Annotated in this window: 27 protein-coding genes, 3 tRNA genes and 1 pseudogene; 17 read left to right on the top strand and 14 right to left on the bottom strand. The window is 34.4% G+C overall.

Annotated elements, in window-relative coordinates:
- Positions 1–98: 98 nt before the first annotated feature.
- The gene (rpe, locus tag ABWU50_RS06390; protein ID WP_253309921.1) at positions 99–779 is read right to left on the bottom strand and encodes a ribulose-phosphate 3-epimerase; all 681 of its coding nucleotides are present in this window, start codon (positions 777–779) and stop codon (positions 99–101) included.
- Between the two features lie 117 nt (positions 780–896).
- Complete coding sequence (locus tag ABWU50_RS06385) at positions 897–1325, bottom strand: zinc-ribbon domain-containing protein (protein ID WP_353275822.1); 429 nt, start codon at positions 1323–1325, stop codon at positions 897–899.
- A gap of 73 nt (positions 1326–1398) precedes the next feature.
- Between ABWU50_RS06385 and dapD the strand changes: the two genes are divergently transcribed.
- Complete coding sequence (gene dapD, locus ABWU50_RS06380; RefSeq protein WP_353275821.1) at positions 1399–2229, top strand: 2,3,4,5-tetrahydropyridine-2,6-dicarboxylate N-succinyltransferase; 831 nt, start codon at positions 1399–1401, stop codon at positions 2227–2229.
- Positions 2230–2235: 6 nt separating this feature from the next.
- On the opposite strand, the gene ABWU50_RS06375 is transcribed toward dapD, so the two are convergent.
- Both ABWU50_RS06375 and ABWU50_RS06370 read right to left on the bottom strand, forming a co-directional pair.
- A complete protein-coding gene (locus ABWU50_RS06375; protein WP_007549418.1) occupies positions 2236–2520 on the bottom strand; it encodes a DUF2610 domain-containing protein in 285 nt (94 codons plus the stop codon).
- A complete protein-coding gene (locus tag ABWU50_RS06370) occupies positions 2521–2892 on the bottom strand; it encodes a hypothetical protein (RefSeq protein ID WP_353273101.1) in 372 nt (123 codons plus the stop codon).
- Between the two features lie 101 nt (positions 2893–2993).
- On the opposite strand from ABWU50_RS06370, the gene ABWU50_RS06365 reads away from it, so the two are divergent.
- The gene (locus ABWU50_RS06365; RefSeq protein ID WP_353275820.1) at positions 2994–4049 is read left to right on the top strand and encodes a class I SAM-dependent methyltransferase; all 1056 of its coding nucleotides are present in this window, start codon (positions 2994–2996) and stop codon (positions 4047–4049) included.
- Positions 4050–4157: 108 nt separating this feature from the next.
- On the opposite strand, the gene ABWU50_RS06360 is transcribed toward ABWU50_RS06365, so the two are convergent.
- From ABWU50_RS06360 to ABWU50_RS06345, 4 genes are all read right to left on the bottom strand, one after another.
- A tRNA-Ser gene (locus ABWU50_RS06360) sits at positions 4158–4244 on the bottom strand.
- A gap of 31 nt (positions 4245–4275) precedes the next feature.
- Positions 4276–5082, bottom strand: a complete 807-nt coding sequence (locus tag ABWU50_RS06355) for a DUF2163 domain-containing protein (protein WP_353275819.1) — start codon at positions 5080–5082, stop codon at positions 4276–4278.
- A 173-nt stretch (positions 5083–5255) separates the two neighbouring features.
- Positions 5256–5546, bottom strand: coding sequence for a GIY-YIG nuclease family protein (locus ABWU50_RS06350; protein WP_253309591.1), 291 nt, complete (start codon positions 5544–5546; stop codon positions 5256–5258).
- Positions 5547–5673: 127 nt separating this feature from the next.
- Positions 5674–7686, bottom strand: a complete 2013-nt coding sequence (locus ABWU50_RS06345; RefSeq protein WP_353275818.1) for a porin — start codon at positions 7684–7686, stop codon at positions 5674–5676.
- Positions 7687–8146: 460 nt separating this feature from the next.
- On the opposite strand from ABWU50_RS06345, the gene ABWU50_RS06340 reads away from it, so the two are divergent.
- Complete coding sequence (locus tag ABWU50_RS06340; RefSeq protein ID WP_353275817.1) at positions 8147–9385, top strand: lipase family protein; 1239 nt, start codon at positions 8147–8149, stop codon at positions 9383–9385.
- Positions 9386–9428: 43 nt separating this feature from the next.
- Here the strand turns inward: ABWU50_RS06340 and ABWU50_RS06335 are convergent.
- The 4 genes and pseudogenes from ABWU50_RS06335 to ABWU50_RS06320 form a co-directional block, all read right to left on the bottom strand.
- Positions 9429–10248: pseudogene (locus ABWU50_RS06335) on the bottom strand (3'-5' exonuclease).
- Positions 10241–11125: a GTPase Era gene (gene era / locus ABWU50_RS06330; RefSeq protein WP_353275816.1), complete on the bottom strand. Its 885-nt coding sequence runs from the start codon at positions 11123–11125 to the stop codon at positions 10241–10243. Before era ends, ABWU50_RS06335 begins: the two are co-directional and overlap by 8 nt.
- A gap of 289 nt (positions 11126–11414) precedes the next feature.
- Positions 11415–11555 (bottom strand): hypothetical protein, encoded by a 141-nt coding sequence (locus ABWU50_RS06325; protein WP_264736007.1) that lies wholly within the window; start codon positions 11553–11555, stop codon positions 11415–11417.
- Between the two features lie 324 nt (positions 11556–11879).
- Positions 11880–11952 (bottom strand) — tRNA-Gly (locus tag ABWU50_RS06320).
- Positions 11953–12132: 180 nt separating this feature from the next.
- Between ABWU50_RS06320 and ABWU50_RS06315 the strand changes: the two genes are divergently transcribed.
- The 8 genes from ABWU50_RS06315 to ABWU50_RS06280 all read left to right on the top strand — a co-directional run bounded on the left by ABWU50_RS06315 (position 12133) and on the right by ABWU50_RS06280 (position 17008).
- Positions 12133–12753, top strand: coding sequence for a ribonuclease D (locus ABWU50_RS06315; protein ID WP_353275815.1), 621 nt, complete (start codon positions 12133–12135; stop codon positions 12751–12753).
- A 125-nt stretch (positions 12754–12878) separates the two neighbouring features.
- Positions 12879–13202 (top strand): thioredoxin, encoded by a 324-nt coding sequence (trxA, locus tag ABWU50_RS06310; RefSeq protein ID WP_253309585.1) that lies wholly within the window; start codon positions 12879–12881, stop codon positions 13200–13202.
- 42 nt (positions 13203–13244) lie between these two features.
- A tRNA-Ile gene (locus ABWU50_RS06305) sits at positions 13245–13321 on the top strand.
- A 78-nt stretch (positions 13322–13399) separates the two neighbouring features.
- Positions 13400–14059 carry a CADD family putative folate metabolism protein gene (locus ABWU50_RS06300; RefSeq protein WP_353275814.1) on the top strand — a complete coding sequence of 220 codons (660 nt, stop codon included), beginning with the start codon at positions 13400–13402 and terminating at the stop codon, positions 14057–14059.
- Positions 14060–14090: 31 nt separating this feature from the next.
- Positions 14091–14486 carry a dihydroneopterin aldolase gene (locus tag ABWU50_RS06295; RefSeq protein ID WP_264329200.1) on the top strand — a complete coding sequence of 132 codons (396 nt, stop codon included), beginning with the start codon at positions 14091–14093 and terminating at the stop codon, positions 14484–14486.
- Positions 14486–15766 (top strand): dihydropteroate synthase, encoded by a 1281-nt coding sequence (folP, locus tag ABWU50_RS06290; RefSeq protein ID WP_353275813.1) that lies wholly within the window; start codon positions 14486–14488, stop codon positions 15764–15766. Before ABWU50_RS06295 ends, folP begins: the two co-directional genes overlap by 1 nt.
- Positions 15763–16242 (top strand): dihydrofolate reductase, encoded by a 480-nt coding sequence (locus ABWU50_RS06285; protein WP_353275812.1) that lies wholly within the window; start codon positions 15763–15765, stop codon positions 16240–16242. The genes folP and ABWU50_RS06285 overlap by 4 nt, the downstream gene beginning before the upstream one ends.
- Before the next feature lies 1 nt (position 16243).
- A complete protein-coding gene (locus ABWU50_RS06280; protein WP_353275811.1) occupies positions 16244–17008 on the top strand; it encodes a putative folate metabolism gamma-glutamate ligase in 765 nt (254 codons plus the stop codon).
- Positions 17009–17088: 80 nt separating this feature from the next.
- Here ABWU50_RS06280 and trmB read toward each other — a convergent pair whose 3' ends face one another.
- Entirely contained in the window at positions 17089–17754 is a 666-nt protein-coding gene (gene trmB / locus ABWU50_RS06275; RefSeq protein WP_353275810.1) for a tRNA (guanosine(46)-N7)-methyltransferase TrmB, read from the bottom strand.
- Positions 17755–17901: 147 nt separating this feature from the next.
- On the opposite strand from trmB, the gene ABWU50_RS06270 reads away from it, so the two are divergent.
- The 3 genes from ABWU50_RS06270 to ABWU50_RS06260 all read left to right on the top strand — a co-directional run bounded on the left by ABWU50_RS06270 (position 17902) and on the right by ABWU50_RS06260 (position 20261).
- Positions 17902–19554, top strand: coding sequence for a 30S ribosomal protein S1 (locus ABWU50_RS06270; protein WP_353275809.1), 1653 nt, complete (start codon positions 17902–17904; stop codon positions 19552–19554).
- Positions 19555–19583: 29 nt separating this feature from the next.
- The gene (locus ABWU50_RS06265; protein WP_010963035.1) at positions 19584–19862 is read left to right on the top strand and encodes an HU family DNA-binding protein; all 279 of its coding nucleotides are present in this window, start codon (positions 19584–19586) and stop codon (positions 19860–19862) included.
- Between the two features lie 72 nt (positions 19863–19934).
- The gene (locus ABWU50_RS06260; protein ID WP_182183710.1) at positions 19935–20261 is read left to right on the top strand and encodes a cell division protein ZapA; all 327 of its coding nucleotides are present in this window, start codon (positions 19935–19937) and stop codon (positions 20259–20261) included.
- On the opposite strand, the gene ABWU50_RS06255 is transcribed toward ABWU50_RS06260, so the two are convergent.
- Positions 20236–20514 carry a succinate dehydrogenase assembly factor 2 gene (locus ABWU50_RS06255; protein WP_182158663.1) on the bottom strand — a complete coding sequence of 93 codons (279 nt, stop codon included), beginning with the start codon at positions 20512–20514 and terminating at the stop codon, positions 20236–20238. The two genes, ABWU50_RS06260 and ABWU50_RS06255, sit on opposite strands and share 26 nt — an antisense overlap.
- Before the next feature lie 100 nt (positions 20515–20614).
- Here ABWU50_RS06255 and rseP point away from each other — a divergent pair, with 100 nt between their 5' ends.
- From rseP to ABWU50_RS06240, 3 genes are read left to right on the top strand one after another with little or no spacing between them, the layout of a single operon-like run.
- The gene (gene rseP / locus ABWU50_RS06250; protein ID WP_353275808.1) at positions 20615–21733 is read left to right on the top strand and encodes an RIP metalloprotease RseP; all 1119 of its coding nucleotides are present in this window, start codon (positions 20615–20617) and stop codon (positions 21731–21733) included.
- 7 nt (positions 21734–21740) lie between these two features.
- Entirely contained in the window at positions 21741–24077 is a 2337-nt protein-coding gene (bamA, locus tag ABWU50_RS06245) for an outer membrane protein assembly factor BamA (protein WP_353275807.1), read from the top strand.
- Complete coding sequence (locus tag ABWU50_RS06240; RefSeq protein ID WP_353275806.1) at positions 24078–24629, top strand: OmpH family outer membrane protein; 552 nt, start codon at positions 24078–24080, stop codon at positions 24627–24629.
- Position 24630: the final 1 nt, after the last annotated feature.

The following is a 24630-nucleotide window of genomic DNA, read 5'->3' as shown; positions in this document are numbered from 1 at the left end:
TAAAGATCTTAGGTTTGCCAACATTCCGCTACGTGTTAGCGGCTAAGATACCACGAATGAATTGCGGTATGACGTAGGGCTGCACTAGCTATATAGGATTACCACGATGGATTTTTAAGATCATTTACGGCCTTCTTAATATCTTCAGCCTTGAATATCGCCGATCCCGCAACTAAAATATCAGCACCTGCTTTTATTATATCAGTTGCGTTAGAAAAGTTAATTCCACCATCTACTGAAATTTGTGTTTTAAGATTACGCTCCTGTATCATTTTTTTTATAGTAGATATCTTGTTCAACTGTGAATGAATAAATTCCTGCCCTCCAAAGCCAGGGTTGACTGTCATAATCAGCACAATATCTAGCTCATGTATTATGTATTCAAGCACACTTGGGGAAGTTGAAGGAACAATTGAGACTCCAGCTTGAATCGTTTTTTTTGCGTCGTTTACATTTTTGTATGACTTTATCTTTCTTATCAACCTCTCAAGGTGTATCTCTGCTTCTGCATGTACAGTGATAATATCAGCACCAGCATTTATAAAGCTTTCAATGTGGTTACCAGGAGATTTGACCATTAAATGCACATCAAAAGGAAGATTGCTATATTTACGTATTGCAGAGACAACGCTAGGACCAATTGTAATATTTGGAACGAAATTCCCATCCATAACGTCTATGTGTATGTAATCTACACCTAAATCGCTAATTTTTCTTACTTCTTCTCCTAATTTTGCAAAGTCTGCTGAAAGTATAGAAGGTGCAATTTTAATACTCATGAGCTGTTTTTTACTAAAAAATAACTTATTTTTAAGACTCTGTCACCCTAATACTATTTGCATCATCTGAGTAGCTATAGGAACTGGATACCGATATCGGCGATGGTTTATGCCTATTTAACTAGATCTTAAATTAGATAAAAAAAGGTAGTCTTGATAAAACTTATTTACAACAAGTTTTTTTACATTTGGATTTTCTGTTTGTTCTTTTTTGTACCCTAATTTATAGCTTATTGAATCCTTATATGAACTGATCGTTTTGTATGCTTTGTTCATCTCTCTAGGAAAGATGCCATTAGCAATTACGACGCATAACCCTGTAGCTGTTGCAAAAACTAGAGTGGTAAATGCTAGATTTTGTAAAAAATTCCTTCCACTAATTTTTTTTTCCTGTATATTAGCAGAGTGCGATTTGTTTGACGCTTCTTCTAGATGTTCATGCCATATATGATTGCAGTTCGTACACTTTACCTTTCTTCCAAATGCACCAATTTGCTCAGAAGATACTAAGTAAGTTTTAGTACAACTATTACATTGTATTTTCATAGCACTTACATATAAAGTGGTAACAAGCTCAAATGATACAGAGCTATAAATTTAATATTAATATATATAACAAATGGAAGGTTTGCAACTAAAAAAAACACAAAGTGAGATAGAAAATATTTGGAAAAATAGAGAAAAATTTAATGACTGTAACCTAAAGGAAACAGCAAGAATAGCAATTAAAGAGGTAATTGAGCTCCTTGATAGTGGCAAAATTAGAGTAGCAGAAAAGCTATCAAGTGGAGAATGGGTAGTACATAAGTGGATAAAGCAGGCAATATTATTACATTTTCTCACTGAAGAAAACAAAATAATAGACAATACCAATTGCTGGTTTGACAAGATCGGTAACAAATTTAGTGAATGGAATGAGGAGAAATTTCGCCAGTTAAAAATTAGAGCAGTTCCTGGGTGTTTTGTCCGCCGATCTGCTTATATAGGTACAAATGTTGTTCTAATGCCAAGTTTTATCAACGTTGGTGCATATGTTGATTCAGGAACAATGATAGATACCTGGTCAACGATTGGTAGCTGTGCGCAAATAGGAAAAAACTGCCATATTTCCGGTGGAGTGGGAATAGGTGGAGTCCTTGAGCCTATTCAAGCTTCACCTGTCATTATAGAAGATAATTGCTTTATTGGAGCACGTAGCGAGGTAGCCGAGGGTGTGGTAGTGAGAGAAGGATCAGTCCTTGGCATGGGTGTGTTCATTGGAGCATCAACAAAGATTATTGATAGAGAAACTAGCGAGATATTTTATGGCGAAGTGCCACCTTATTCTGTAGTGGTACCAGGGTCTATTCCATCTAAAAATAACATTTCAACCTATTGTGCAGTTATAGTAAAAAAAGTGGATGAAAAGACGAGATCGAAAACCTCTATAAATGAAATATTGAGGGATTAAACTATCTCACTGCTTGTCGTCACTTTTTTTATCATTATTACTAACCACAGTAATGGCATACGCACATAACTCTGAGAAAGAGACTCCATTTTCTTGAGATAGTTTATATAATTTTTGTAGACTTTCTTTTACTTTATTAGGGATATTCCCTCCACGTTCTTTTACAAGCCAGGAATCTTGATGATGAATTGGATGAGCATCACTTTTTGGATTTCCTATATATATTGCAAAGGGTGAACTTTGTCCTTTGAAGTCACATTGTACAGTAAATTTTTTTATAGATTCAGCCATCTAAAGACCTCTACTTTTCTTTTTGGTCGATTTTATAGCAGGTGGAAGAGGTGGTTTCTTTATAAAATCTTGTCTATTGACAACACTTTCTTTACCTTCCAAAGCTCGGCGAACATCAGCTCTGCTTAATTGCGACTCTTTTGCTACCTTCATTCCATGCTTTGCCATAATATTAGCATATGCTAGTACTTTTTTTACCAATTCTAGATCACCATCTAGCATTTGAACTAGCACTTGAAACACTTCCGCTAAAGTTAGTCCATCAGCATTTATAACCTTGTTTTCTATAAAATTGACAGCTTCTTCAAATTTGTATTCAATACTATCATCTTGAGGTATAAGGGCAACATAATCGGTGTTTTTGTCGTCCATAACTGAAGCACTATTACTCACAAACTTAAGTTTATACTATATATATAAATACTCTACTATTTTATATTATGGCACGCTATAGTTAAACATTTATTAATAACATGCTCACTTATATACACGAATTAATTGACAAAAGTCAAGGATCAATATCCATCAGTGATTTCATGAATGCCGTTTTGTACCATGAAAAATACGGCTATTATACGAGTAGATTACCACTTGGTAAGGATGGTGATTTTACTACTGCACCTGAGATCAGCCAATTATTTGGTGAAGTAATTGCAGTTTGGATAATGCATACATGGGAAAAATTAGGAAAGCCATCAAAATTTTCTCTAGTTGAACTTGGGCCAGGCAAAGGAACACTCATTCACGATATAATAAGAGTCACTAAAAAATACAGCAGCTTTTTTAATTCAATGTTGATCCACTTAGTTGAAATAAGCCCTACTTTACGGAAGATACAAAAGGAAAAATTAAAAGGCTTAGGTGTTAATTGGCACAAAGATATTGACAACCTACCAGAACAACCAACCATTTTTTTAGCAAATGAGTTCTTTGACGCTCTTCCGATAGATCAGTTTGTATATCGTGATGAGGGGTGGTATGAAAATATGGTGACAAAACAAGATGATGGCAGTCTCTTGGTGTCATGCCAGTGCGTGACACTGGAATCCAGAAAAAAAGAATCATGGATTCCAGTGTCAGCTACTTGCATGACAGGGGGTTTCGATGGTGCAGTGGTGGAAATATGTTCAACTGGGGTTGAAATATTAAAAAAACTTGAGAAGAAGATACATAATAATAAAGGAGCTGCTTTGATTATAGATTACGGTTATGTATACCCCGCATATAAGAGCACTTTGCAATCGATAAAACAACATAAGTATGCTAATTTTCTTGAGAATGTTGGTAATAGTGATATTACTGCACTTGTGAACTTTCAAGCATTAAAAGATTCATTAAAACACGTAGATTGCGAGATTTTAACTCAAAGAGAATTTTTATATCTTTTTGGCATAAAAGAAAGAACCCAGGCTTTAATGAAAAGTGCAAGTGATGAACAAAAGAATAGGATCTTTAGTGAATTCTTAAGGTTGACTGAAAATATGGGCACTCTTTTTAAAGCAATGCTATTGATAGCATTGCTAAAATAATTTATGTTGTTGGGAATGTTGTAACAAAATTAGGTATATTGGTACATACCTAAGTGGGGTAAAAGGAGGCTGACATAGCGGGTTTTATACTATTCTAGAAGTGATATGCGGAAAAGGGGGGATTCGAACCCCCGACATATTTTCATATGTGCACGCTTTCCAAGCGTGTGCTTTAGACCACTCAGCCACCTTTCCATGCATATTCATAATATTGAAAATTGTGCTGCTAAACAATATAAAAACCTGGTATATAGGGTTCACCACGAAAATTTACAGTATTGTTAAACTTGCTTCTGCAAGTTGGAAATGTTTTATCGCAACCTGCGAGTATTGAATATTTATCTCCAGCAAAAATTTGGTATGAAGGCGAAGTAAACAATGTAACTACTTTATTTTTATATTCTTTTACTATACCTTCAAATGCTGTTGAGCCAAAGAATTTCACTACTCCGTGCTTATAATATTCATCACTCTCCGTTAAATTCGTGTCTTCAAATCTTCTTTCGTCTATTACTTTAGTGATTGTACTTATTTTACTAAATTTTTTAGTATCGGCTTTGCATTTATCATCGCAAAATTGTGCTCTGCATGCAGGAGAGTATAATTCTGCTATGCTTCTCTCAAGCTTTGCTGAGAGACCTCTAATTTCAACAATAAATCTTCCACTACTTAATGTCACTTTACCAAAAGTTCCTGAATGTAGATTCATTGTTCCCTGGGTCAAGTCTTTATAATTCACAAGAAATATTTCAATATTTGCAAAGTCGTACTTTCCTGATAAAATATCTTCTTCTTTAATATCACCACTATTTAATATCCCTTCAATTTCTAGATTATCAGTTTTTAAATCGCTGTTTAATATTATACTACTGGCTGTAAATCCACTTGAAGATTTATAGAGTATATTATTAATATTTAAATCTTCATCATAGTCAGTGAATCCCATTACTTCTCCACCTGCGAGCTTTAATTTCCAGCACGTAGCGGTGGTAAGTAATTCTCCAGCTAAATGATTTTTTAGTGTGGTTTGCATAGGGGCCTCCTGTTTAATTGATTGAATTTGAAAGTAGCTATACGGCTAGTAGATAAGCCAGTGTGTTCTTTTCCCGTCATCTGAGTAGCTATAGAGTGTCATCCCAGTAACCATAGGGTGTCATTCCAGCAACCATAGGGTGTCATCCCAGTGCGTGACACTGGGATCTAATTTTACCTGACTATGTTATCATATAAATCTACCCAATTTGGATTTTCTTTTTCGATCAAATCAGTCTTCCATTTTCTTTTCCAACTTTTTAACAGTCTTTCTCTATTAAGAGCTGAATTTATATCTTGAAATTCTTCAAAATGAACTAATTTATGTACATTGTATTTTGATGTAAAGCCAGAAATAACTTTACTCTTATGTTCCCAGATTCGTTTAATCAGATTTGATGTTATACCTGTATATAAAGTTCGATTATTCTTGCTTGCAAGTATGTAAACGTAATAATTTTGCATATAACTTAGATCCCAGTGTCACGCACTGGGATGACAGGAGAGAGGACACTATATGTTTATTTGATTGACAAATAAACACTAACAAATAAGATACACACCACATTAAATTGTGGTGTGTACTAGCTGGTTAGAAAGAAAACTTCACACCAGTAAGAAGGAGAATTCCTTGGTTAGAAGGTGCCTCTTCTGTGGTATTACCTGCTTTTGTAATCTTATGATTTGCGTTTTGTTTCTCGTTAGTCATAAAATAATGGAGAGCTGCGTAAGGAACAAATTTGCTCTTACTGCATGCAGGAGATAGATCATATTGAGCGCCAAGTGCGCCATCGTGAAGCATATCTCCATCATTCATTCTGCTACCAAAGTATGTTAAACTTGTGTAAACATTCTCATGTTGATAACCAGCTCCTACGGTCCAATACATGGTATCTATACTATCTTTACCAAATTGAGCTTTCAGCCCTTCCATTCTTTTGTCAGCATCAGGAAGCAGTTCATGTTTTTCAATTTTATTATTAGTATCTTTTGTCAGTATTTCAATACCTTTTGGTTGACCAGATTTGCCCAGATATGCAAAAGAGGCAGCAAATTTTATGCCTTGATCCTCATTAATCTTATAATCAGCGCTTACACCCAAATTAACACCCATAAGGTCATTGTACTCTACAAATTCCTTATAAAGATGCTTATCTTTACTTGGTTTTTTCGCTTGACCATACTCACCAACTGCAGAAGTTTTAACTTTCACCTTATATTTATCAAAGTCATATTCATATGATGCACCAGCACTTATTATGTGCTCATAGTCTGGACCGACATGCTTTATCTCTTCTTTATGCTTTAGCACCTTAGTACCATTTTTATCCTCCTCAAAAGGAATTGTTTCTTTTACAGTAAACAAACTACTATCATAACGAGGTGAGTAGCTGATACCAAATCTTGCGCCCATATAATTTGGTGAGTAGTAAGCAACTCTAAATGGCAGTGTAGTCATAACGCCTTTGTTATATTTCCCTGCCATGCGGAAAGAGAATCTTTCACTTTCACTCGAAAAACTTTCAGTGTAAAGACGTGGTGTTACATAAAATGGAAAGCTTGCAGCGCTTCCTTCTAAGTTCACTTTTCTGAACCAGTCACTATCTGCAGCTCCGTCAACAGTTGCAATTCTTGTTGCATCAAGTCTCATCAGAGCCTCAGGACCAAATTGGTAACCAAGCTTCACGTTACCATATTTTGAGTTAACAAACACATGCGCACTTCTGCCTTTCGCAGCATAAACACCCTGTGAGGCTCCCTTACCTTCGGTCACTGGAACATGAAACTGCACATCAGCACCATAGAGAAGACCTAAATCTTCATTTTTGTTTTCAGCTCTTAAGTGCAATATTGCATCAGCAATCATACCCATATCATTGCTATAGTCACCGATATTTCCTATTTCAGGGAATATTGGATTTGCTCCTTTTGCTGTATCCTCAGTAAAATGATGATAATCTATAGATTTGTCTGGCATAACGTGATAACGTTTATAATCTGTGCCACTTGGCCCTGCTTTACCATAACCTTGAGCATCAACAACACCACCAAAAGTTATTCTTAAATTACTTTGCCCTTGATTGGTGTCGATAATATCAACTCCACCAACTGAAACAACAGGACTTGCCTTACCTTTTTCCTCTGTATTTTTGTTAACAACTTTTACATCCTTCTTTACATCTTTAGCTTTAATTTTAGCATTCTTAGTTTTAGAAGCCTTAGTTTTTGAAACTTTACCTTTTTCTATATTAGAATTCTTAGCATTTAGAGCTTTCGCTTTTGAATCCTCTATAAGCTTTGCTTTTTTCTCATTTGCTAGCCTGATCTCCTCTTTTTTCTTCTGCTCGGCTGCTAATCTTAGCTCCTCTTTTTTCTTAAGCTCTTCAGCTTTTTTTCTTGGATCAGCATTACATATTCTGTCCATCTTTTCTTTCAGTTTTTTATTTGATGTTTTCATAACTTCTGTTTTTCCAGAAGTTTTTGTGCTCTCTTGCTTTTTTATTTCCTTCATACTCTCATCAGGAAAGTCAGCTGCAAAACTGCTGAAAGAACATAAAGTTAATAAAGAAACTAGAGCAGTTCTAGTATAAATAGATTTTTTCATGAAGTGCCCCCAAAAAATTTCGAAATCATTGTCTTAAATGTAAATATATAAAAATGTTGAAAATTCAACTTAAAGCAATCTTATAGCGAAAACAGAAGTAAAGTGCAACACCTTAAAAACAACTTTTTTAATATGCCTAACGTTTATATTAACCAAAATTTAGCACAAAGGTTAATATTTTTTGCTTGCTAGTGCATTATAACTCTACTATTTATTCTATGGAAGTAAAATTTTTTTATTCTAGCAATAGAAAGATTATAGAAAATACTATTGACAATAATATCAATCTACATTATAGTTAAATAAATTGTTTAGCTGATAGTAGATTGAGGTAGTTATGGATTTTAGTTTTTTACGCAATTGATTTAGCACCACAGGTACTAGTGCAAGTAGTATAGATTCACAATTAGGTGATGTTGAACAATCAAGCTCCATCTTAGCAGATAACGGCAAATATAAGGTGGATGATGAGTTTGAGATCATTGAAGATTATGAATTTATAAATCCTGCTGACCCAAATGAACCACATTCTTTACCTTCTGCTTACCAGATAGATGAAAGTATCGCAGAAATTGCAGGGTTTGATAAGGAGAAATTATTGGAAATGAGTAATTTCTGTAAAATAAGCTATGGTGATAGTGACGATAAGTTAGATGAAAAAAAACATCATATATTAACTTGTAAAAATGTAAGTGAGGAAGATTTTATAGTTATTGAAGCAGATGGGAGAATGCACAAAGAAACTAATCCTTCTGAGGATATTATTTTTGAATTTAAAAAAATGTATAAAACTAGAGCTGAACTTTTTAGCGAAGGTTATAAAATCATTCCATTTGGTAATAGTTTCGAAGAAGATGCTGGGTATGTTTTCATAAAAGGTGAAGAAATAACAATAGCTTACCACGGTACTCGTGGCTTAAATGATGCAATCACTGATCTAAATGCATCTTTTACTACTTCAGAACTTTTACCTGACGGTGGAAGAATTCATCGTGGTTTTTATAACTCATTTACGGATTCATGGCCTAATCTTTATGGCATTTTGAAATCTCATGCTGAAAAACAAGGATCAGAAATCAAAGATTTTAAAATCAATCTCACAGGTCACAGTATGGGAGGAGCTATTGCTGAGATAGCTGCTTTATGCCTCAACAAAACAGAAGGCGCTGAAGATGTTCATGTTGCAACTTTTGCTGATCCAAGGGTTTTTGACCTGACTGCCAGTGAAATTTATAATGACGCTCTTCAGGAAAAAACCATAAGGGTCACTCACCATCAGCGAGATCCAGTGCCAGCATTGTGCCCTGGTTCGTTTGGTTATGCTCACGTAGGTGCACAATTAAGAGTATCGACACCAGAAAGATATTCTAGTCTAGTAAGTTATTTGCATGGAATAGATGGTTATCATGAGGCCGTTTATAGGATGGATGAAAGTGATTTTCGATCAAATAATAACGTATCTCTCTTTTACTATCCTGTTAGGATATTAAATCGAATTAACTCTGCAGTTTTAGGTGATGCTCAACATTATGCTGCAAAATTAGGAAGTTATATTCTCGGTGGAACAAATTTTTTTGACGAAGTAAAAAAGGAATATCAAGATAATAAATTAAAAAATTCTTCTCAGGTTGAACAAGTAGAAGTTGTGCAAAGCAAGATAGCATATGAGAATTACTTGTCTACTGCAAGGAGTTTATAACTATTACTATGGAGCAATTATTAGATTGCTCCATAATATCTATTCATTTAAATTCAATATAAAAGTTTCCACCACAACCATTCCTCTTTAAATTTTTTTAGATGTTCTTTTTTTTCGCACTCTAAAAGCAGCTCTTCCACGCTTTTGTTGTAGCTTTCAGTAGTAATCCTTCCCTGATGATGCATGAACCTCAAGTAAATCAAATAAGTGTTAATCACATCTGTTTCACAATAATCTCGAATCTCTTGTATCTTGCCGCTATCATATAAGCCCATAACTTGTGACCCATCAACTCCAATCTTACCAGGAAGATTAAATGCTGCACAAACTTCGTTCATTTTTACTCTTGCAGAGGCTCCAAAATCAGAGAGAGATTCAAGCAAATCACAATGCCAATCACTACTATATCTTTGATTATAGCTATTCCACTTATCGCCAGCTTTATGAAAATATTCTGCTTGAATGCCATGAACCATAGCACGATACTTCAGCACTGGTATATCAAAAGTGCGTCCGTTGAACGAAACTAATCTTGGCTTTTTCTCTGATATGTAGTTAAAAAATCCTTTTACTAGCTCTTTTTCACTGGAATTTAGTGTGCCTCCAGATCTTATTTCTTGCAGTGTAAACACTTCGTAACCGCTCTGATAGCTTATATTACAAAGTAAAAAACTAATAACTACAATTTGGTGAAAAGGCTGGCGCAGAAAAGAGTTTTGCCCGTTTGTTATTTCGAGATGATATTTTGTTAATGCATCCCTCTTCTCTTCTACACTACTATCATCACTAATATTGAGTAAATTTTTGCAGGAATTTACATCTGGTATAGTTTCAATATCAAATACCAATAAAGAATTAAGCATTTCCTATATACTCCTCAGGACGGTCGATCCAAGGTCGCACTTTCACAAATAAAAAGAGGTGTACCTTGCACTCAAATAATTTTTCTAGTTCAGCACGTGCTTCGATATTAATTTTTTTAATATTACTGCCACCTTTCCCTAGCACTATTTTTTTATGACTATCTTTCAACACGAATACAATCTGTTTGATGACTAAACTCTTATCTTTTTTTTCCTCAAATTGTTCAATTATAACAGCTGTAGAGTATGGCAATTCTTCACGCAAGTTCAAGAATAATTTTTCTCTTGTAATTTCTGCTGATAAAAAATTTGTCGAGGAATCGGTTATTTGATCTTCTTCATAAAACCAAGGGCTCACCGGTGCAACTTCAGACAAGTAATTCATCAAATCAGAAAGTCCATCATTTTTTAATGCTGATATCGTAAAAACTTTTTCAAATTTATAAAGCAAATTCAGATGCTCATGCGCCATCTTGAGTTCTGGCCTTTTTACCAAATCAGTTTTATTGATAACCAAAATGCATCTGCCTTTTGTGCGCTGCAGCCGCGTAAATATAGTCTTAATTCTTTCTATATTTTTCAAATAATTGCTTACATCAACAAGTAACAAAGTGATGTCATCACCCTTGATTGCTGACCATGCAGATTTGACTAAAGCTTTTTCAAGTTTTGTTTCTGCTGAGAAAATTCCTGGGGAGTCAGTAAAGACAATTTGTGTGTTGTTGCATGTTGCAATACCCCTTATTTGCGTCCTTGTTGTTTGCACTTTGGGTGTAACAATTGCAATTTTCTTGCCTATGATGCTGTTAATTAATGTAGACTTCCCAGCATTTGGTAAGCCAGCTATGGTTACAAATAAGCACTTTTGTTCTTTCACAAAGGAAATTATAAAGAAAACTGGATGCCAGTGTCAAGCACTGGAATGACAAGTTCTCGGCAACCCCTACGTCATACCGTCACGGTATCTCTAGATCCCGCTAACACGTAGCGGAATGACAGCAATCCTACGTCATACCGCCGCGAACCGTCATACCGTCACGGTATCTCATCCGCTAACAAGCAGCGGGATGACAGCAATCCTACGTCATACCGCCGCGGTATCTCTTAGCATAGATCCCGCTAACACGTAGCGGGATGACGATTGTCAGGGTGTCATCCCAGCGCCCCTATGATGTCATCCCAGTGCCCAGACACTGGGATCTAGTTTTCCATAAATGGTGCATTTTAACATAACTTTTATACTTGATAAAATTCCTGGATTCCAGCATCAAGTGCTGGAATGACACCTCTCTTTGAGCTATAAACATTAAGAAATTTACCAAACGAAAAAAAAGGCAAAAGAAGCCCCGAGTAGCGAGTTTTGACTCTATATTACTGTAAGTGGCGCTGTAATAATGTGCTGACGCTTAGTTTAAGCGCGGTTTGGCTGAATGTAGAAAAAATTTAAAAGACATGCAGCCGCTATAATTTTATGTAATCCGCCAATAAATACCCTAAGTTTTTTACTGAATTTTGTCATTGAGCCTGCAGGTCAAAAACAAGTTTTGAGTCATAAATACCCTTATTGTCATAATAAGGGCGCTGGCGAAATATGTCAAGGGATTTTTGACGAAATGATTTTGAAAGTAAAGAGCGGGAGAAGGGGTTCGAACCCTTGACCTCAACCTTGGCAAGGTTGCGCTCTACCAACTGAGCTACTCCCGCAATTAAATTAACCTAAATTTACTTAATTATAGGCATATACAGCGATTTGTAAACCCCGTGTACACGAAAAATGTGAGAGCCCATAAATTTGCGTGGTTCCTTCTATGATCTTTTCGTATACTTAAGGCTCATTTTTGATTATCATAGGTTTTCAATTGTGCCAAAAAATGTATTAATTTTATGGGAATATTTTTATATAAAGACGACTTGCCAGCTAGTTCAATACCAGATGATATAAGGTCTATAGCTGTTGATACCGAGGCAATGGGGCTACTTCATAGCAGAGATAGATTATGCCTTGTGCAGCTCTCTTTTAATGATGGCAACGTTCACTTAGTTCAACTCAAGAACGATTACACAGCGCCAAATTTGAGAAAAATATTAGAGGATAAAAATATAACTAAAATATTTCACTTCGCGCGATTTGATCTGAGCATAATACGTTATTACTTGGAAATTTGGGCACTTCCGTGCTATTGCACAAAAATAGCTTCACGTTTAGTTCGCACTTACACAGATAATCATAGCTTAAAAGAACTGTGCTTAGAACTACTTGATACCAAATTAAATAAGCAACAGCAATCTTCTGATTGGGGAAATGAAAATTTGACAGATAAACAAAAAAATTATGCTGCATCTGATGTTTTGTATCTCCATAAGATAAAGGAAAAGCTAGATTTAATGTTGGAACGTGAAAATAGAAAAGAATTGGCCCAAAAGTGCTTTGAATTTCTTCCTACTCGCATTGAGTTAGACTTAATGGGTTGGGAAAACGTGGATATCTTTAATCATCAGATATAACCATTTGTGAGAAGTTTTTTCTTTGTGCAAGACACTTTAGGGCAATTTTTCAGAAGAATTTAGTTGATTAACTGTTGATTGATGCGCTATATTTTACAAGCAATCGTTCTAAGTTTAGGTATTTTATGAGTGATGACATTATATCAGTAAATGATCAAAATTTCAAATCTGAAGTCACTGACTATAAAGGGTTTGTTCTGATAGACTTTTGGGCAGAATGGTGTGGGCCATGTAAAAGTCTAATGCCGCGTATTGAACAGTTGGCTAAAGACAGAAAAGGCAAGATTAAGATCTGCAAGTTCGACATAGATGAAGGGACTGAAGTGCCAAGTAAGTATGGAGTGCAATCTATACCCACTTTAATCATATTTCAAGATGGTAAGGAAATTGCACGCAAAATTGGTGCAACAAATGATTTGCTAAGTTGGGTTGATAGTGAAATAAGCTAATAGACAAATTTGCTTTTGTGTGTATTATAAATATTGATAAAAGGGATTGTAGCTCAGTCGGTTAGAGCAGTTCGCTCATAACGAATTGGTCGTAGGTTCGAGTCCTACCAATCCCACCATTGTGTTGATCTTAGCATGATCGTAACAATGAGAAAACTATAGTATATGAATTATATGTTGATATAATAGAGGAAATAATGGAATTTACTAAATCTTTGAATAATAAGTTAGATGAGTTGCACTTACTAAATCATCCATTCTACCAATCATGGAATACAGGAAGCTTAAGCTTGCAAGCTTTACAAACCTATGCTAAAGAATATTATCACCACGTTGCTGCGTTTCCTTGTTATATCAGTGGTATACATTTTTTGTGCCCAGATCTAAAAATGCGACAGGTTTTGCTTGGTAATTTGATAGAAGAAGAACAAGGTGATGAAAATCACCCAGAGTTATGGAAACGTTTTGCTGAAGGGCTTGGTGTAACACGGTCTGATCTCCATAAGGATGCAAAGATTAAAGAGACACAGGAGTTAGTTGATGGTTACTTTGATATTGTACGATCAGACTTTGCTTCCGGTTTGGGTGCACTTTATGCTTATGAACGTCAAACTCCAGAGGTTTCTAAGTCTAAAATTGAAGGTTTAAAAAAACACTATTCAATAAGTGATGAGCGTTCTCTTCAATTTTTTACGGTTCATATGCATGCTGATGAATGGCATTCTGAGGAATGTGCAAATCTTATTGCAGACTTAAGCGAAGAAGAGCAAGAGAAAGCCATGCAAGGCGCTAAAAAAGGAGCAAAACTCTTGTGGGGTTTTCTTGACGGGATGATGAACGCTAGTGTGTGTCATTAATTGTAAGTAGATTAAACTCAGTGATATTAAAATGCAATGTAATCTTCTTATATCTGACCTGCGGCTTTGGGTTCATTTAGGATGTAGTGCAGAAGAGAAGTTTCATTCTCAATTAGTTAGTGTTAATATTGATTTTACCTTTAAATCCCCCCCTTTAGGACTTACAACTGACCGGCTTGAGGATACTATATGCTACTTGGAGGTAGTTCAGAGTATTCAATCTCTCGTTCAAAGCAAGCAATTCAATTTAATCGAGCACTTAACCCATGATATATACAGAGCCATTAATAATCTTTTGGTGCAAAAAAAACATATTATTTCTTCCATAAGAGTGACTGCTCACAAAGTTGCACCACCCGTTCCCGGTGTGCATGGAGGTGTTCTCTTTACTTATTGTAATACATTACAAGAACAGGAAGGTAACTAATGATCTATATTTCTATTGGCTCAAATATAGGAAATCGCTTTTCCCATTTACAAAGGGCTGCTCAGTTACTAAAGGAACGCTATTTTAAAGATTTAAAGTCTTCGATCATTCTAGAAACTAAGGCCATTTTACCAAACGGTGCTCCACCTGAGTGGGATAAGCCATTTCTCAACATGATTGTCTATGGAAGTTGTTCTTCTTCTCCCGAAGAGCTATTAAAAGGTCTAAAACAAATTGAGTGTGATATTGGCCGCCTGCAGGTCTATGAAAAGTGGGCACCTCGCGTTATTGATTTGGATATTTTGTTATGGGATGATCTAACGCTCGATACACCCTACCTTAGAATTCCTCACCCAGAATTGATAAACAGACCATTTTTGCTTCACTTGATGGCAATGCTGAGCCCCATGGCAGTAGTTAACAAAACGTTTGGTACTGTTAACCCTAACATTAAGGATTGCTTTTTAAGGAGTTTTACGCTTTCACCAGAGCTTGTAGGTATTGTCAATATTACTCCTGATTCATTTTCAGATGGTGGTCTTTATTATGATTCAGATCAAGCAACCAAGCAGGCACTGCGGCTGTTATCAGATGGTGCAAGCATAGTTGAACTTGGTGCTCAATCAACAAGACCTGGATCTTTAATGCAGATCCCAGAGGAAGAGTATGCACGTCTAAAGCCAGTACTTGATAATCTCAATCAGTATATGAAAGTTGGTGATATTAAAGTCAGCATTGATAGCTTCTGGCCAGACGTTATTTTAAATGTTTTGGAACACTACAACATTGCCTGGGTAAACGATCAGAAGGAAGCTCTAGATAATAATACCTTAAAAGCAATTGCTAGTAATGGTTGCAGCATCGTTATTATGCATTCACTTTCAATACCACCACATAGAGACAACATTATTCCAGACGACACTGACCCAATTGATATCATAAATAATTGGGCAGAGAAGAGCATTAGCAGGTTACTTACCCTAGGTTTTGATCAAAGCTCGATAATTATTGATCCTGGTATTGGTTTTGGAAAATCTCTATATCAGAATATCTGGCTTTTACGCAATATAGAAGCATTGCAAAGTTTTGGCTGCAAAGTTCTGGTTGGTCATTCTAGAAAGTCGTTTATTTCTTCTTTTTCTACAGAACCTGTCTTTAACCGAGATTTAGAAACAATTGCTTTATCATCTGCATTGCACAACAAGGTTGATTTCCTTCGAGTGCATAATGTGCGTGATCACATGCGATTTTTTGTAGCTCAAGCTGCTTTACAGGAATGAAGATTATCGGAATTATGGCTGTTGATCCCAAGGGGGTGATTGGAATAAATAATGGATTGCCCTGGCATTATCCAAGTGAGTTAGATCATTTTCGTCAGGTGACTGACAAACAAGTTATTGTTATGGGAAGAAAAACATTTGAAACAATACCACAAAACATATTAAAGCCTATTGTTTTTTCTCGTAACAAATTAAGTCCTTGTTTTAATAAAGGCATAGAATGCACTATTGTTTCTTCTATGCAAGAGTTCTTGTCAATCCAAGGTAATTGGAGTTACCCTCAAATCTTCATGATTGGTGGAGCACAAATAGCGCACCTTTTTTTGGAGTATGATCTAATTTCAGAGTTTATCATAACAGAAATTCACAGACTTTATAAAGGTGATGTATATTTCAACTTAACACTTCTTGATGGATGGTATAAAACCGCTCTTGCTAAAACAAAAGATTATACTATATGTAGGTTAACACGTTAATATGCATATTGAAGCAATTTATACCCACCGCATTGAATGTGGAGAAGTATTAGAGCAGGTTCTTGATCGCTATGTTTCAGAGTTGCTAAGAGAGGAAGTTGTTCTTGCTATCACATCAAAAATCATTTCCGTTTGTCAAAAACAAGTAGTTTGCAAAACTGCTTGTTCTAAAGAAGAGCTAATCAAAAGAGAAGCTGATGCAATTGTTGATATGGCTCACAGTATCTGTTTAACGATTAAAGATAATATCTTAATTCCATCTGCTGGTATTGATGAATCAAATGGTAATGAGGTGTATATTCTATATCCAAAAGATGTTCAGAAAACAGCTCTATCAATATGGAACTATCTCAAGACAAAACACTGCATAAAACATCTTGGTATTTTGATTACAGATAGTAATGTAACACCTATGCGTCGTGGGGTTACGGGCGTTGCTCTTGGTTGGTGTGGATTTGAACCACTTTATTCCTATATAGGCAAGCCAGATCTTTATAATCAATCACTGCAAGTAACACAAGTCAATCTTCTTGATGCACTGGCAACATCTGCTGTTTTAGTTATGGGAGAAGGGGCAGAGCAAACACCAATGGCAATAATTAGTGGTGCACCAAAGGTTCGCTTTCTTACTCGTCCGCCAACTACAAAAGAAGAAAAAAGTGTTAAGATATCTATGAAAAAAGATCTTTACTCTCCTCTCCTCATGGGAGCCCGTTGGTTAAAGAGAAACTTAAAAAATTTGCTATTTCTTCATAAGGAAAAGTAGTTAAAAGAATTTACTCTATTTCTCCCTCTTTTTTTATTATTTTTAATCTATAGTTAACGTAAAAGAGATATTCAAAAACTCTATTGATCCATAGTCTGCAAATTATTAATAACACTTACTTTAAAGAACCTTACTTTACGCTGATCTTTGAGCGCTCTTTTGTGGTATTTTGTAAGAGTATAACTTGTGAAATCGTCTTCCCTATAGATTAAAGAGTTACACTGCTTTATATGTGATGCTATCCACTCTGCATAGTCCTGATGATCGGTTGCAATGAATATTTCCCCTGTTATAAGTATTTTTTTTGCTAATAAATTTAAAAATTCCGTATTAATTAATCGTCTTTTATTGTGACTTCTTTTTGGCCATGGATCTGGAAAGAGGATAAAGAATCTTTCAACACTGTTGTCAGAAAAATTTGCAATCAATTCTCTTGCATCTTCTGTCCATATTAAAATGTTTTTTATGTTTTGTATTTCTATGTTTGTTAGCAAGCGAGAAACCCCCTTTAAGTAGGGCTCACATCCTATAAATAATAGATCAGGTTCATTGAGCACCTGGTAAAGCATATTTTCACCGTTGCCAAAGCCTATTTCTACCCATATTCTTTTTCGTGAATTTACAATCTTCTCTATAGATTCCTTGCTGTTTTGAATAGAATATTTTTCCAATATTTCATCAACATCCGGTTTTAACCTGGACCTTCTGGAGAACGATCTAATCCACTTGCTATTCTTAAATAGCATATTCTTGATACATATATAATTTTCTCACTATATTTTATATAGCTTAAACAATTCTCGAAATGAATTAACGAAAAATTACTTGTCAATAATTATTAATATTATATAATATATGAGTTCTAATAAAGTTTAAATTAAAGGTCACATTGCATGAATAATAATGATCCAGTTGTAAATCTACCGGTTACTATCAGAAAGCTATCATCAAACAAGTTTATAGAAGAGATATGTCAAGGCCAATTTGAGGATCAAGATAATGCCTTGTTTGAAGATTATTTTGTTAACAAAATTAAAGAAGGAGATGTGGTAGAAGGTGTAATTACAAGAATAAACCCTAACGACGTTGTGGTTGATATTGGTTTAAAGTCTGACGGGAGAATTCTGATCAAGGAACTCGGTTGTAATGATGAGATCATTATTGGCTCGAAAATTAGAGTTTATGTGGAAAGAATTGAAGATTATCATGGTAATGTTGTTCTTAGCCGTGAAAAAGCAATTAGAGACGAGAAATGGAATAAGTTGGAAGAAGATACAGTTACAAGAGCTGAAGTAAGCGGAGTTATTAAACGCTCAATTAAATGTGGTTTTATTGTTGATCTTGGTGACGGAATAAGCGCTTTTTTACCGCTGAGTCATGTGGATTTGAAGCAAGTAAAAGACGCGAAGCACCTTATTGAAACTGAACAAAAGTTCATCGTGCTTAAAATGGATAAGAAGCAAGGTAATATTGTAGTATCAAGAAAGCTGGTGTTAGAAAAATTGCACGCTGGTGAAAAAATTAAATTTTTAGAATCTTTAAATGAAGGCGATATAATAGAAGGAAAAATAAAAAGCATCACTCATTACGGTGTATTTGTCGGTATTCATGAATCAGATGTAGTGGGAGTTATAGATGGATTGCTACATATTACAGATATCTCTTGGAGTAGAGTGAGTCATCCATCTGCAGTTTTTGCTTGTGGCCAGACTATAAAAGTTAAAATTATAAAAATAGATAAGGAAAATGCTAAAATTTCCTTGGGTGTGAAGCAGCTAGAAGATAGCCCTTGGCAAGATGCAGAGTCAAAATATCCAGTTGATAGTGTGCATAAGGGTTATGTAACAAGCATAGAAGATTATGGATTGTTTGTTGAGCTTAGACCTGGAATTGAAGGTTTAGTGCACTCGTCAGAAATAACTTGGGTTAAGAGTAATTTACAAGTTAGTAGTCTCGTAACAAGGGGACAAGAAGTATATGTAAAAATTCTCAGTATTGACATTGCTAAGAGTAGGATGAGTTTAAGCATGAAAAGGTGTGTAGACAACCCTTGGCAAGTATTTATCAAGAAATATCCTCCTGGTTCTATTGTTTCTGGTGAAGTGAAGAATAATACCGGCTCATATGTATCTGTTGCTTTCAATGATTCTGAAATAGATGAGAACGTAGAAGGGACAATATATGTGAAAGATTTAAGTTGGTCTAAAAATAGCTCAGATGAGATAAAGAAGTATAATGTAGGTGATAAAATAGAAGCAAAAGTAATAAGGGCTAACGTGAATCGGGAAAGAATTTATCTTGGAATAAAACAAATAGAGTATGATCCTCTTGAAGAACTGATAAAGAAAGTTAAGGTAGGCGATAAAATACAGGTTATTGTAGGTAAGAGAGAAGATAATGGACTAGTCGTTGAAGTTGAGAACGATGTAACCCTTCTAATAGATCAAGAGCATTTACCGGAAAATAAAAAGTTCTCTATATCAGAAAAAATAGAAGTTGAAGTATTGGGTGTTGAAGAATATAACATAGTATTATCTGCTAAGTGATAAGGTTTACTTATTTTGGCTTCATATAAATGGCAACAAAGTCTGATATAATAGCGAGGGTAGCAAAAAGACATCCTTTTTTAGATAAGATTGTTATAGCAGCTATAGTTGATAGATTTTTTGGGATACTTTCAAGCACATTGAAGCATCATAATAGAGTTGAAATTAGGGGATTTGGTTCTTTTTCAGTTAGAAGTTATAACTTGAAAGAAACAAGCCATTTAATGTTACAGAAGTTTACAAAGAATCAATACTTTAAAACATATTTTCGTAGCAGTAAAAAATTATCTGATTTGATAAATGAATAAAAATTTATACCATAAATAAGATGAAAGTAGGGGTTTGAGTTTATACTGTACGATAGAAATTTTTAGCACCATATGCAAGTAGTAGAAATAGTTATACGTAATAACACATACAAAATATCTTGCGAAAGTGGGAAAAAGAGCCATTTATTACGTCTTGCTAATAGTTTTGACAAGCTAGTTGGTTCTGTATCTCAAAAAACTGGAGGTAAGGGTTCGGATGCATTAAATTTCTTACTTGCAGCGCTAATTCTTGAGGATAAAATTTTAGAATTAACAAAGCGGTTGGATGAAGCAAATCAAGAGCGCGAAAAGTATAGAAACGAGAAAAGGATAGAATATATTGAGGTACTAGATAAGGTAAATAAGATTATCACTAATCTTGAGTGCATAAAGGATTAGCTTCAATAAAGCAAGCAATTAAATTGACTATCTGACTATTTAAGCCAGGAGGGAGGTTTGTCTTACGAGTTATGTAACAATATAATTCGTAATCATCAAGATCAACTATTTTTTCGTATTCGATTAGTTCGCTCAAGGAAAATTTATCAAGATATTTCAATGCGAAATGCCCTAAAAGTATATCGGTTTCTTTGCAACCCCTATGCCAGCTTCTATACATCAATTTTCTTCTGAGTAGTGAGGTATCTGTCATTACAATTAAACTTTTTTTTAATTTAAAAGTTAAACTAAATACTTGTCAAGCGAGGCGTATTTTAATATACTTAAGATTTGGTTAAGATCTAAATATACAGGTGGAATTAATTTCTAATCTTATTCATCAATTTAGCGATGGAATATATTGTTTTTTGTCATTTGCCTTAATCATTTCTGTTATAGTGTTTGTGCATGAATATGGGCATTATGTTGTTGCCAAAGCATGCAAAGTTAAAGTTGAATCTTTTTCTATAGGTTTTGGTCCTGAAATTTTTGGTTTTAACGATAAGTCTGGAACTAGATGGAAACTAAGCGCTGTTCCATTGGGTGGTTATGTTAAAATGTTAGGGGATACTAATGCAGCGAGTGTCCCAGCTGATCAAAAAGAATTAACTGAAGAAGAAAAGTTGTATTCATTTCATACAAAACCGCGGTATAAAAAAGCAGCAGTGGTTTTTGCAGGACCTTTTGCAAATATGATACTTGCTGTTATAGCTTTTACAATATTTTTTAGCACGGCAGGTTATTACCGCACTCCACCGGTGATTAGGGATGTAATTGAAGGAAGTGCAGCCAAACAAGCTGGCCTATTACCAGGTGACACTATTACACAAATCAATGAACATAAAATAAAATACTTTGAAGATATTTCACGTGTGATAATGTCGAACCCCAAGACGAGAATGGAAATTAAATATAGCAGAAATAATGAGGAGCGTAGAACTAGCCTCACTCCATTGACAATTGAGAGTAGAGATGTTTTTGGCAACATAATAGAAAGAGAAACTATAGGGATTATTTCAGTCAATACATTAAAGCAGTCATCTTTTCTTGGGGCTGTGAGCTTATCAGTAAGTGAAACTTACCACACTATGTGCTTAACGATCAAAGCTATCTTTCAAATTATCGTTGGTAATAGAAGTGCAAGTGAAATAGGTGGACCAATAAAAATTGCAAAATATTCAGGGCAATCAGCCAAAAAAGGATTTATTATGGTTGTGTATCTCATGGCAATTATTTCAGCTAATTTAGCTGCGATTAACTTGCTACCAATTCCGCTACTGGATGGTGGGCATTTATTTCGTTATATTATAGAAGCAGTTATACGTAGAGATTTAAGTTTGAAATATCAAAAATATGAGGCTAACTTTGGTGCTTTCATTTTGTTCTTGCTGATGGCAATTGCAATTTCGAATGATATTAGGAGTCTTTTTTAAAATAAATATGAAAAAGCTATTTTACATACTAATAGTAATTTTTATCTCCTTTCCCGCTCTACTTGTTGCTTTAGAAAATAAGGAAAAAGTACAGATAAAAGATATCAAATGCATTGGCAATGAGCGAGTAAGCAATCAAACAATAGGGTTTTATATAAAGTTAGAACCTGGTAGCTATGTAGACGACGATGATATAGATTTGATTATAAAAGGTTTATATAAAACAAAGTTGTTTGCTAGTGTTAACGCTTATATCGATGATAAAAAAAATTTAGTAGTAAAAATTCAAGAAAATCCACTAATTAACAAGATAATATTAAAGGGTAATAAATTATTTAACAGCAAAGAGCTGCTAAATAATGTAATTCAATCAAAATCGCTAACTATTTTCACTGAAACAAAATTGCAAAACGATTTAATGAATTTAATCACTACTTATAGGAATAACGGTAAGGTTGGTGTTAACGTTGCATATGAGCTGAATAAGCTTGATAGTAATAGGGTCAATCTAATTTTTAAAATAAAAGAAGGTAAAACCTCTAAAATTAAGGATATAAGATTTGTAGGTAACAAAAACTTTTCTGAAAACGAGCTAGAGCAAGCTATTAAAGTGCATAGTAATGACATATTTAGTAAGTTATTTAGAGCCATGTTTAAGGGCGGAACTCGTTATTCACCACAATATTTATTGATTAACACAGAATTGCTCGATCGTTTTTATTCGTCTAAGGGATATATTCAAAATAATATTCAACCGATTGTTGAGATTGATAATAACAATCAGATAGAATTGACTTTTTTTATTGACGAAGGACAGCAATATTTGTTTGGAAATAATGAGGTTAATATTGAAACTGAAATTCAGGATTTAAGCCTAAAAGAAGAAATATTGGACTTTATAACAGAGGAAAACGATAAGATATTTAATAGAGTTAAAATTAATAATACAGTAGAAAAAATAAACAAGTATTTAAATGAGAAAGGATATATATTTGCAAAAGTTAATCCAGAGTATGCACAACGTGACAATGTTGTAGATGTGACCTACAGAGTGCTGCCGGGTAAAAAGATTTATATAAATCAAATTACAATTGATGGTAACGATCGCACTTTAGATAAAGTGATCAGAAGTAAGCTAAGTGTAGCAGAAGGTGATGCATACAATATATCTGAGATTCAAAAATCACGTAAAAAACTAATTAGTAGTGATTTTTTTGAAACAGTGAAAGTAAATAGTTACGCAGTTAATGACAATGCAGTAAATCTTGACTTAAATGTTAAAGAAAAAAGAACTGCTTCATTATCTTTAGCAGGAGGTATGTCCTTTCCTGGTGGAGCATTTGTAAAAACTGATTTCACAGATCTTAATTTATTTGGTAGTGGTAAAGAGCTCTCTTTTGCTCTTGAGAAAAATCAATATTCACTTTCTACTAATGTAGAGGTTGTTGAAAATAATTTTAACGATTCTGATACATCACTAGGTGTGGGCGTATTTTATGAAAAACAAGATAAACCACACACTAGCTTCGACAGTTGTGACATGGGATTTTCAACAAAATTATCATACAAAGTTATAGAAAACTTAACTAATTCCATTCGCTACTCTTACAAGTATAACCGTATACATATGGATAATAAGGATGGAAAAGACAATGACATCTCTGATATAATAAAGGGGCAAGAAGGTGAACATCAGATTTCATCAGTAGGATACACATTAGCGTATAATAAACTGGATAACCTCTATACTCCAAAAGAAGGGTATTTACTGCGCTTAAGTCAGGATATTTCAGGATTGGGAGGGAATGTAAACTTCCTAAAATCTGAGTTCTTGTCTTTTTACACGCATCCTATATTAAGTAAAATTGACGATAGCATAATACTACGCTTTAAGATGGCAGCAGGTCATATTTTTTCTTATACCGATGAAGATCTAAACATTGGCCAGCACTTTTTTAAAGGGGGTAATGAGATTAGAGGGTTTGACCTTTCCGGCATTGGACCAAGAGCAGAAGAAAAAAATAAAAGCTCATTGGGAGGCAAAACTTATTTTAATTTAACACAGCAAGTAGATTTCCCACTACCAAAACTATATGACTATGCTGGTATCAAAGGCTCATTATTTGTTGACTATGCAACACTTTTTGGCTTAGATGATAAAAATGAGAAATATAAAGATCCATATAATGATAGTAAGCTTATAAGAGTGTCACCAGGTTTTGGCTTTTCAATGCCTTCTCCTTTTGGTAGACTTAGATTAGATTTTGGGTTTCCTTTAGTAAAGGAATCTTATGATATAATACCATCACCAAATGTTAAATTTTCTATTGAAGCGGGGATTTGAATGAAATATATACAGTTATTTATATCAGTTATTGCCTTAATTATTTCCTTATTTGTGGGGTATAAGTTTGCAGGATATCAACCTCAGAACACAAAGGCTGCCATTATTGATAGTGATAAAGTTATCAATGAATCTCTTGCTCTGCGAAACATACAACAACAAATAAAGGAGCAGAATTCTAGATTACAACAAGAATTTGAAAGTGAGTTAGAAAAACTTAAGCCATCAAAAGAAGAATTTGAACTTTTGTCAGAAGAAGCAAAAAAGGAAAAGACAGAACAGTTTAATAAGCATACTGTAAATGCTAGAGATGCTTACGCTGAAAAAATGTTGTATTTAGAAGAAAGTTATAGAGATGCAGTAGAGAGTGTTTTTAACAAGATAAAAGAAGTTGCTAAAAAAACGGCAGAAAAAAACAACATAGATTTAGTACTATTTATTTCAAAAAAGAACCAAGTTTTATACTCTATGGATGAAGTTGATTTATCGGATATGGTATTAAACAATATAAACAAGGAAATAACTGAATTTGCTTTAAAAGGCATTGAGTAGG

The organism is Wolbachia endosymbiont (group A) of Pipizella viduata, assembly GCF_964028555.1.
Lineage (GTDB): Bacteria > Pseudomonadota > Alphaproteobacteria > Rickettsiales > Anaplasmataceae > Wolbachia.
The sequence above is the reverse complement of the archived record's forward strand: the minus strand, read 5'-3'. Positions and strand labels throughout refer to the sequence as shown.